We start from the raw sequence: 9473 nt of genomic DNA on the forward strand, positions 1-9473 counted from the left end.
AACAGGTGTCGCCAGGTGCCGAATCCATCCGGTTGAGAATGTGCTACACTTGCAATCTGAAGCACATAAGTCGGGATCTGTGAATCGCTGAGAGGAACGCTATGCGTCTGAGCGAAGATAAAGTCCGTCGAATTGCCGAACGACTCCACGATGAACTGGCCGAACGTGGATTACTGGTCTATCGTGATCAGCCCGGTCAACGTCCAAGCGATGGACGGGCATTGCGGGTTAAAGCGATCTACGACGCGATTGTAGCCGATCTCAAGATTGAAGAGGAGATCGATGCGGAAGTTGAACGTATCCTGTCTACTTACAATCGCGAGCTAAAAGGGATCGAGCGCGATGTTCTGTTCCGCAAACATAAGGAAGAAGTAGCTCGCAAGCGCGGCTATATTTTGTAATTTATCTGATCCAATACACCAACACGTAGTGTGGCCCGGTATGGGGAACGACAAATTCGTCGCCATGCGTCACAAAACCGTAGCTTAGATAGAAAGGAAGCGCACTCGTGCGCCCGTGACACCAGACCAGGTCACCGCCATATTGTTTTACATAGTGTATTCCGGCATCTAATAATGCCGTCCCGTATCCCTGTCGTTGAGCATCCGGCAAGACACCCATCCCGCGTAACCGCCACGCTGCACGGGCTGATACACCAGGGCAGGGTTCGGGAGTGAACGAGGCAATACCGGTTAGTTGTTCGGCGACGAAGGCACCGAGGTGCAGCGCCTGTGGATGATCATCGCCGGGATAAACCAGTTCGGCGATGGTTTGATGGGGGCGCAGGATGCGCTGGCGGAGAGGGCGCGTTTCGGCTGCACTAATCTGACGAATGCGGAGTTTCATAAGTCTGGTCGGCATTGGTACGTTGAGCGTCGAGATAATCTTGCAGGATGATCGATGCGGCCACCTGATCAATCTGTGCTTTGATCTTCGTCGGTTTCAGACCCAGATTGCGCAGCATCTGCTCGGCGGCGACACTGGTCAGACGCTCGTCAAACATCTCAACCGGACAGGGTAAGCTGGCGCGCAGGGTGTCAGCGAACCGTCGAACGACTTCCGCCTGTGGGCCATGTTCGCCACGCATCGTCAAAGGTAGCCCCACGACAACCCGACAGACATTGCGTTCGAGAACCAGCCGGGCAATTTGTGCGATTGCTCGTTCAGGTGGCTGGGCCGCAATGGTCGTTAGTGGTGCGGCAATGCGGGCTTCTACGCTGCTAATCGCAACACCAATCCGCCGTTCACCGACATCAAGGGCGAGAATTGTTTGTTCATTCATGGCGTATCCGTAATTGCCAGCTCCAGCCGGGGAATCGCTCAACTCCATCTGGCAATTCAAATCCAGCTAATCGCCCGCTTGCTACCAGCTCTCGCAGTGCTGCTTCAGCTTCAGCACGGGTACGACCCAATACCGCATTCTGGATTGCTGCTTTGGTTGCCGGATCGAGTTCGTTGCCGCAGGCTGGGTCCGGGCCAATACCACCATCAACGCGGAGCGTGGTGCCGTCCCAACGCCATCCTTGTATAAAAGCTGCCCGACAGGTTCCCGGTCGCAATTGTGCATTCTGAATCAGTTGTGCGTTAAACGCATCGGCCAACTGGCGTTGGAACGATGTTGTAGCGCTGCGAACTGCCAGACCGCTATAACGTGATTGAACAGTAATGGTGAAGAATGGATTATCACGCGGTAACGACGTGCCAACCGGTGGATCAACAATCAGTTCAAATCCGGCCAGTTGTTCGAGTTCAGCTCGGCTCGGCGAGACGGTGGTTGGTTCCAGTTGTAGATTGCGTGCAATTGCCAGGCCATCAAGTTGCCGACGTGCTTCCTGGTCGAGGTCGGTAAGTGCCTGGGCCAGGTAACGACGAACATCACTCTCTTTGATCACTCGTACTTCTTCGTCGGTGCCGCCGCCGATGGCATCGTGCCTGATGGTCAGTACGCCACTGGTGAGATCAATGGTCGGGCCACCAGGAATACGCAATTCACGAATCGTATTGGCTGCAATATTGGAAGCACTACCCGGCGAGCGAGCTTCAATTGGCACCGATGCCTCGCCAAGGGTGGTAATAATCTGATTGCCGCTACGGGTCGTTGTAGCGCCAGGAATAGTAACATCTGTTGTGCTGATGAACGGAATCGGCTGATTTTTTGAGCCAAAAGCGACGAATTCACTGCCTGCTGGGATTGTGATCGGTTGTGCATTCAGATTCAAGAGGGTGACGGTACCGGCAGCGCTGCTGATCGGTGTCAAGACACCTTCGGTTACTTCTCCTCTGATACTGATGGCAACTGTCGTTTCAATGGGTTCAGCAGCCACTGCGCCGGAAGTTGTCGCAGTAACCGGCACCAGTGGGATAGCCAAACCGACGATAGGCGTTTCGGCTTGCACCGGTAAGCGGACAACAATGGTCACACTTTGGGTTACAACCAGCAAGATACCGGCCAACACTACTATCACTATCAGGATCCCCAACAGCACTCTGAAGAGGCGCGACTCAAGTGGTGCGATCGTGCGTCGCGACGGTGATGGTGTTGCAGTACGACCCGATGATGGTGTAGGAGTCGCCATGCGCCGCGGTTCGCGCTGGGTGGCAGCGGTGGTACGTTGGGTCCGATCAGCACTGCTGCGTTGACCGATCTGGCTAGCGTGGGCGATCTCTTCATCAGAAAGCTGAATATCTTCTGGCCGTATCCGTGATAATGGTTCTCTTGCCCGAGAGGTCGCTGGAATCGGTGGTGGCGGCGTACCGGTACGCTCCTGTTCAAACGCTGCGGACAGATCGTCGAGTGCATCGAAGAATTCGAGATCGTCGTCGCCCATCGCAGATGGTGCTGCCGCTGGTCCTTCAGAAGTCAGTGACACGGGGCGCGTTTCTGGAGCTGCAACAGGTCGCGTCTCTGCTCCAGCAGGTTTCGTGGGGGGAGTGGATGATGCAAAGAGATCAATATTCCTGCTGCCCCCTGCTGTCAACTCATCGAGCGCAGCCAGAAACTCTAAATCTTCAGCGGGCAAATCTTCAGCGGGTGATGGCGGAGGCGGTTGCACGTGTGCACCGGTTACTTCAATCGTCGCTAGCCGGCTCTGACGGGCGGCTTTGAGAATCTGCGGGTCTGAACTAATAATCGTCAGTCCGATACCGGCCGCCTGTGCCAGATCACGTAGCATATCGGTATCGGCGACTCGTTGCAGAGCCACCGTGCCTTCAGGAGCCAGAATTTGCACGTTCGCAGCGTGGGTAGCGCGTACCCTCTTCATCAACGACTCGGCTGTGTCGTCTGGTAGCGCAAAAACCAGCGCCGTTTCATCGGTGATCATAGCCTCTCCCGATTATGCACTCACAAGAGTTATAGTTGCGTGTCTAGACAGTGTGATCGCTCACTGCCTCCGTATCCCTTACCATCGCGATCGTTAGCCAGCCTGTCCGGCCAATATGTCAGCCGCAGCGCCAATAGCTGCGGTCAGTTGATCAGGGTTACGTCCACCGGCTTGGGCCATTTCCGGTCGGCCACCACCACCGCCACCTACCATTGCAGCCAGTGGTTTGACCAATTGCACGGCATTCAACCCACGGCGTACCAGATCGGTGGTGACAATAGTGAGCAGTTGCGGTTTGCCGTTAATCAAGGCACCCAACACAATCACTGCGCTACCGAGTTTGTCGCGTAGATATTCGCCCATTTCCCGTAACCGATCCACCGAATCTGCTTCAACTTCAGCAGCTAGCAATGGGACACCGGCAACATGTTGTACGCGACCAAGTAACATGTCGAGTTGCTCACGCGCCAGTTTACTTCGCAGTGCTTCAAGTTCTTGCTTGCGCTGGCGATGCTCGGCCAGTAATGCCTCGATCCGTTCAGCCAGTTGCGCTGGTTGCGCGTTGATCCGAGCAGCCAGATCGCGCAGTGCCTGTGCCTGTTGCTCGACCCACAGCTCAGCGCCACGCCCGGTAAGTGCTTCAATACGACGGATACCACTCCCGATGCTTCCTTCGCTAACGATCCGCACAAAACCGATCTCACCGGTGCGAGTGACGTGCGTACCGCCACACAATTCCAGGCTATCGCGTGAAGCGTACTCGCCCTCAGCAGATGCTTGACCACGTTCGATGGTTACTACGCGAACGGTATCACCGTATTTCTCTCCAAACAAAGCAATTGCACCACGCGCTATTGCTTCCTGGTAGCCGGTGGTTTCCCAGCGGACAGTCGTATTTGCCCGTACCCACATATTGAGCCGGCGTTCAACCTCGCGCAATTCTTCGGGATCAACCGCTTTGGTATGGGTAAAGTCAAAACGCAGCCGGTCAGGGGCAACCAGTGATCCTGCCTGTGCAGCATGTTCGCCAAGAATGTCGCGCAAAGCGCGCTGAAGCATGTGCGTGGCGGTATGATTACGTTGAATATCGGCTCGCCGCACCATATCGACCGTCGCTTGTACCTGATCGCCAACACGAATCTGTCCACTTACAACACGCCCATAATGAACAATAAGACCTGGCAACGGACGGCGCGTATCTTCAATCTGCACTGAGCCTTCCGGCCCAACAAGCAGGCCAGTATCACCCACCTGACCGCCACTCTCGGCGTAAAAGGGCGTGGTATCAAGCACGATCTGTACTTGGCGGCCAGCACGAACGGCGGGCAATACCTCACCATCGACCAGCATCCCAATTACCGTTGCCCGATCGCTCAGCCGCTCATAGCCAGTGAAATGGGTGGCGGGAAGATCAAGTTCAGCCCACAGCTCGGCCTCGCCACTGCGTTTACTGGTTGCCGCCGCTCGTGAGCGTGCCCGTTGCTCTGCCATTGCCGCTTCATAGCCCGCTTCATCAACAGTCAAGCCGTGTTCGGCGGCGATCTTCTGAGTTAGATCGAGGGGGAACCCATACGTATCTTTCAGCACAAAGGCATCGTTACCTGGAATAACCTTCTCGCCGCGCGACTGCACCTGCTCGATGACACCGTGCAAGCGCGCAAGACCTCCGCTCAAGGTGCGTAAAAATTGGCGCTCTTCCTGGTCTGCCGCACTCAGAATAAATTCACGTCGCTTGACTAGTTCAGGGTAGGCATCGCCCATCTGCTCAATGACAGTTGTAATGATGTCGGCCAGGAAAGGACGCTCGAAGCCGATAGTTCGTCCCTGATACGCAGCTCGACGGAGAATACGCCGTAAGACATACGCCCGACCCAAATTGCCTGGCAAGACGCCATCGGCGATCAGAAAGGCAATTGCTCGTGCGTGATCGGCAATCGCACGATATGCGCTACGGTGAGCCTGATAGTGCTGCTCATCGCTGCCACGGGTCTTGATAATCTGATTGATAATTGCTACAAACAGATCAGTTTCATACGTGCTATGGACACCCTGCATCACCATCGCCATCCGCTCTAGCCCCATGCCGGTATCAACCGATGGGCGGGGGAGCGGTTGCATTGTGGCGCGGTCATACTGCATAAACACGTTATTCCAGATTTCGACGTAATTGGGATCGTCGGAGTTAACACCCTCGGCCCGCATCTGGCTCAGATCATCGCCAATGTACATAGTAATTTCCGAGCAAGGTCCACAGGGGCCAGTATCTCCCATCACCCAGAAGTTGTCTTTGCGACCAAAACGCAAGACACGCGACGGGTCGGCACCTTGCGCAATCCACAGTGCAGCCGCTTCATCGTCGGGTGGTACTTCATCATCACCGGCGAAGACGGTAAACCAGAGGCGTTCAACCGGTAGTTTAAACTCTTCAGTTAATAATTTCCACGCGAAAGCAATCGCCTCAGCTTTGAAATAGTCGCCGAACGAAAAGTTTCCTAGCATCTCAAAGAAGGTATGGTGCCGTGGTGATGGTCCTACCTCTTCAAGATCGTTGTGCTTCCCGCTTACCCGCAAGCATTTTTGGGCGGTAACAGCACGACGGTAGGGCCGCTGTTCACGACCAAGAAAGACATCTTTAAATTGCACCATCCCTGAATTGGTAAATAGCAAGGTCGGATCGTCGGCGACGACCAGCGACGAGCTGGGAACATGGGTATGACCATGACGAACAAAGAACGAGATAAATGTTTCGCGAATTTGAGCAGCAGTTAGTTTTTGCATAAGATTGTGGCCTGCATAACAGCCGATACCTTAATGTAGAAACGTTATTCCTGGCGTTATTGTAGACGATTGTGGTGCAGACCGTCAACCATTCTGCACACGGAATAGGGCTTGTAGCCGATTATCCAACAACAGAGCGACCTTAAGCATGTCATCTTATCTGCTGCCGATGACTCCCAAAGCCACCTGGGAACGCGAACCTCCGGCTCGCTAAGCGGCAAGAGGATAGCGTGGGAAAGCGAGAGCATGAGTGGGGACCTACGCCCATCTCAGAGCACGTCATCTGGGACGAGATCCAGATACGTACCGGTGATTTCCATTGGCGATGAAGATTTGGTATGATAAGAGATAATAACTGAAGTCCAAATAAATACTGGAGAGAAACCTCTAACCGGCCCCCTTATTGTATTTGTGAAACAGTATGCCGTTATCAGTCGCTCAGCTTGACACCGAAAACTATCCTGAAGTACTGTCGTTTTTGCGTCGTTCGCCGTATCGTAACGCCATCACTCTGGCGCAAATAACCCATCTGCGAACACACTCGTTCACATTGGCCGCATTCAGCAATGATACCGTGGTTGGCGTGGTCTCGATCCGGCGTGATCTGCCTCTCATTCGCCTAGCATTTACGGTTGACTTCCCCGCTGCACTTCCTCCTCTCCTGCACGCGCTGATCACGGGTGAACTGGAGTTGCAGCGACATACGTTTGGGATGATCGTACCAGCGGCTAGTCTGCCGTCTTTGAACAGAATGGTAAAGGTTGAGAATGCTCAATTGCTGTGTCAGATGGTTGCCGAACCAGAAACGTTCCGTCCGGTTGATAAGGTCGTAGCACAACGATTGCCAGGCGATGTTGCTCATGATCTTACTCCATTACGAGCGATAACGGCTGCCTGGCAGGCATGGCATCTAGCGTATGGGCCAGCATTTGGGATTCGGGCAGAGAACGGTCAGATTATGGCTGCTGCGGCAACCTGTTTTGCTACTCGTGACGTGGTCGAGATTGGTTGGGCAATGCAACCGGCCCAGTTGTCAGCACTCCAAGACTGTATCAGTAGTCTAACCGGCATTTGCTTCGGATTAGCGCCACGGGTGTATCTGTTTGCCGAAACAACCGATGATGACATTATTCTATGTTGTCGTACTCTTGGTTTTTGGGCTGCTGAGCGATTTGTGTGGGTGCTGGCACGTTTGTGTCTGTCATAGAGATCAAATCTCCCTGGCTGGTTGCCTAGGATTACCGGTTCCCCTGTTGTGCGTTGTGTAGCTGGTACCCCTCGCCGCCCTATTGCTGCGATGACGGACGTAAGCGGTGTACCTCCGCACACGCAGCGAATCGGTTAGGAACCCGCCGCTCCACTTCCCTCTCTTTTCCTTCTCTCCTCATCCTACCACCGCCAGATAGGGTGAAGACGATGATGTCAGAATTGTCATTGACATAGATAGTGTTGACGTGTTACACTCAAGATAACGCACCGCGTCATTCTCTTTACTCATTAGATGTACTTCCAAAAACAATGAGGTTGCTTATCACTTCAACGACGAATAGGAGGCAATTATGGCGCTCGTAACTCTTCCCGCAAACCTCACGCGCCTGTTCCATCAGGTACATGTTCCCTTGTTTGATACCATCCGTGCCTTACGTAGTGTCACGCCACAAGAGATTGGCCTGTTGTGGAAGAGTATCACAACCAAACGGCGACCCAAGCGCGTACCACCGATTAACAGTGATTTCTACGAGATTCTGGCTGAACTTTCACCTGAAGAGCGGGCAGTTCAGCAAAAGATTCGCATGTTCATGGAAGAGCGTATCCGTCCGTTAGCAAACGGCTATTGGGAACGGGGGGAATTTCCTCACGAAATTGTACCGGATTTTGCCCGTCTTATTGATGAAACCTTCGGCTCGCGACCGTATGCGATTGATGCGCTTGGCCCGGTACTAACCGGTGTAGCTTGCATGGAAATGGCCAGAGTCGATCCCTCTATCTACACCTTTTTTGGTGTACACTGGGGTCTCTGTATGGGTTCCATCGATCTCTTCGGCTCACCCGAACAGAAACAGCGCTGGTTACCGCCACTGCAACGTTTTGAGCTGATTGGATCGTGGGCATTGACCGAACCTGACGTTGGTTCGGCCACTGCTGCCGGTTTAACAACGACTGCTCGTTTCGAGCGTGGCTTTTGGGTGCTTGATGGCGCCAAGAAATGGAGTGGTAATGCACCGATTGCTGATGTAAATATTATTTGGGCGCGTGATGTTGCCAGCAACCAGGTACAGGGTTTCATTGTCGAGCGTGGTATGGCTGGCTACGAAGTCGAGCGGTTAGAGGGTAAAATTGCCTTACGTACCGTGCAGAACGCTAACATCCGCCTGAATGGATGTCGAGTACCTGAAGCCAATCGCTTACCTAACGTCGGTGGGTTTCGTGGTGTTGCACGTCAGTTAGCGATCACTCGTGCTGCTGTTGCCTGGGCAATGACTGGCGTGGCAATGGGTGCTTACGAACGGGCATTAGCGTATGCGCAGCAGCGGATTCAGTTTGGTCGCCCGATTGGTAGTTTTCAACTGGTGCAGAACAGTTTGGTGCAGATGTTGGCAAATGTAACTGCAATGCAGACAATGTGCCTGCGTATGAGCCAGATTGCTGCCCGCAATAGAAGCATCAGCCAGGAACAAGCGTCGCTGGCGAAAGTCTTTTGTGGTGAAAAGATGCGAGAAACGGTTGCCTTAGCTCGGGCTGTGCTTGGGGGGAACGGTATTCTGCTCGAACATGGAGTGGCGCGCTATTTCGCTGATGCAGAAGCGCTCTACTCTTATGAAGGCACCCATGAAATGAATACACTGATTGTCGGGCGAGCTATTACCGGTATCTCGGCATTTGTGTAGAAGCGATCTGAAACGTCCTGCTTTTCAGCGTGCTCAGCTTCAGTTACCTTTGCTGACCGGAAAATGCTACAATAGATCAGCACCGACGAACCACACGCATCCGCTGCTAACGCTCCCCGATACTCGTAGGCACCAGGGTGCACTCCGAGAAGGTATCAGCCCCTGAGTAGAGGATGGGAGGTCTGAAGGCTGAGAAGCTCTAAGGGCGTATTGAGCAAGTATCAGACCTCGATCCTCCTTGCAGAGGATGGGGGTGCCTTCCCTTACCGTGCGCTGATTGGATAATCGGGGTACCGATGGGGAACCTGGTCACAGGCTGCTGTCGTAACAGCAAGTCGTTACTTCTGCGCACGCTGCTACAATCGTTTCTCGTTCCTCTCAGCTACCTGGTAGGATGTAAACTTTGAAATCTCCTGCCCAAAAAGAATCTCTAAGCATTCGCTTCGCTTCATATCCCCCATAACGCAACCACCCCCAACCTCAC

7 protein-coding genes are annotated in these 9473 nt (G+C 53.7%); 3 read left to right on the forward strand and 4 right to left on the reverse strand.

From position 1 onward, the window contains the following. Positions 1-83 precede the first annotated feature (83 nt). Entirely contained in the window at positions 84-401 is a 318-nt protein-coding gene (locus tag JE47_RS0107550) for a DUF507 family protein (RefSeq protein WP_330216972.1), read from the forward strand. 1 nt (position 402) lies between these two features. Here JE47_RS0107550 and JE47_RS0107555 read toward each other — a convergent pair whose 3' ends face one another. From JE47_RS0107555 to alaS, 4 genes are all read right to left on the reverse strand, one after another. Further along, the gene (locus JE47_RS0107555) at positions 403-846 is read right to left on the reverse strand and encodes a GNAT family N-acetyltransferase (protein WP_031459173.1); all 444 of its coding nucleotides are present in this window, start codon (positions 844-846) and stop codon (positions 403-405) included. Then, entirely contained in the window at positions 821-1282 is a 462-nt protein-coding gene (gene ruvX, locus JE47_RS0107560; protein ID WP_031459174.1) for a Holliday junction resolvase RuvX, read from the reverse strand. Before ruvX ends, JE47_RS0107555 begins: the two co-directional genes overlap by 26 nt. Then, positions 1275-3323, reverse strand: a complete 2049-nt coding sequence (locus JE47_RS0107565; RefSeq protein ID WP_031459175.1) for a hypothetical protein — start codon at positions 3321-3323, stop codon at positions 1275-1277. Before JE47_RS0107565 ends, ruvX begins: the two co-directional genes overlap by 8 nt. A 93-nt stretch (positions 3324-3416) precedes the next feature. Further along, positions 3417-6101, reverse strand: coding sequence for an alanine--tRNA ligase (gene alaS / locus JE47_RS0107570; RefSeq protein ID WP_031459176.1), 2685 nt, complete (start codon positions 6099-6101; stop codon positions 3417-3419). Positions 6102-6522: 421 nt separating this feature from the next. Here alaS and JE47_RS0107575 point away from each other — a divergent pair, with 421 nt between their 5' ends. Further along, positions 6523-7308 carry a hypothetical protein gene (locus JE47_RS0107575; protein ID WP_031459177.1) on the forward strand — a complete coding sequence of 262 codons (786 nt, stop codon included), beginning with the start codon at positions 6523-6525 and terminating at the stop codon, positions 7306-7308. 352 nt (positions 7309-7660) lie between these two features. Then, positions 7661-8989 (forward strand): acyl-CoA dehydrogenase family protein, encoded by a 1329-nt coding sequence (locus tag JE47_RS0107580; protein ID WP_031459178.1) that lies wholly within the window; start codon positions 7661-7663, stop codon positions 8987-8989. Positions 8990-9473 lie beyond the last annotated feature (484 nt).

Source organism: Chloroflexus sp. MS-G (assembly GCF_000735195.1).
In the GTDB taxonomy this organism is placed as follows: Bacteria; Chloroflexota; Chloroflexia; order Chloroflexales; family Chloroflexaceae; genus Chloroflexus.